Raw genomic sequence first — 328 nt, 5'->3', positions numbered from 1 at the left:
CCCACTGGCAATGGCCCTGTTATTCGTTGAGCGCCCGCGCTGCGCGCTTGGCAAAATAGGTCAGCACGCCGTCGGCGCCGGCGCGCTTGAATGCCAGCAGGGATTCAAGTGTTACCGAGCGCTCGTCCAGCCAGCCGTTCTGGAACGCCGCCATGTGCATGGCGTACTCGCCACTGACCTGATAGACGAAGGTGGGTACCTTGAACTCGTCTTTGACCCTGCGCACGATATCGAGGTACGGCATGCCGGGTTTGACCATGACCATGTCGGCGCCTTCAGCCAGATCCATGGCGACTTCGTGCAGCGCCTCGTTGCTGTTGGCCGGATC

At 61.6% G+C, this 328-nt stretch carries 1 protein-coding gene; it reads right to left on the bottom strand.

Annotated elements, in window-relative coordinates; genetic code table 11:
• Window positions 1–19 precede the first annotated feature (19 nt).
• The coding region (locus tag MO867_RS22840) for a porphobilinogen synthase (protein ID WP_507161430.1) at window positions 20–328 on the bottom strand (309 nt) is incomplete at its 5' end.

Source organism: Microbulbifer okhotskensis, from assembly GCF_023895975.1.
Classification (GTDB): Bacteria; Pseudomonadota; Gammaproteobacteria; order Pseudomonadales; family Cellvibrionaceae; genus Microbulbifer; species Microbulbifer okhotskensis.
The sequence above is the reverse complement of the archived record's forward strand: the minus strand, read 5'-3'. Positions and strand labels throughout refer to the sequence as shown.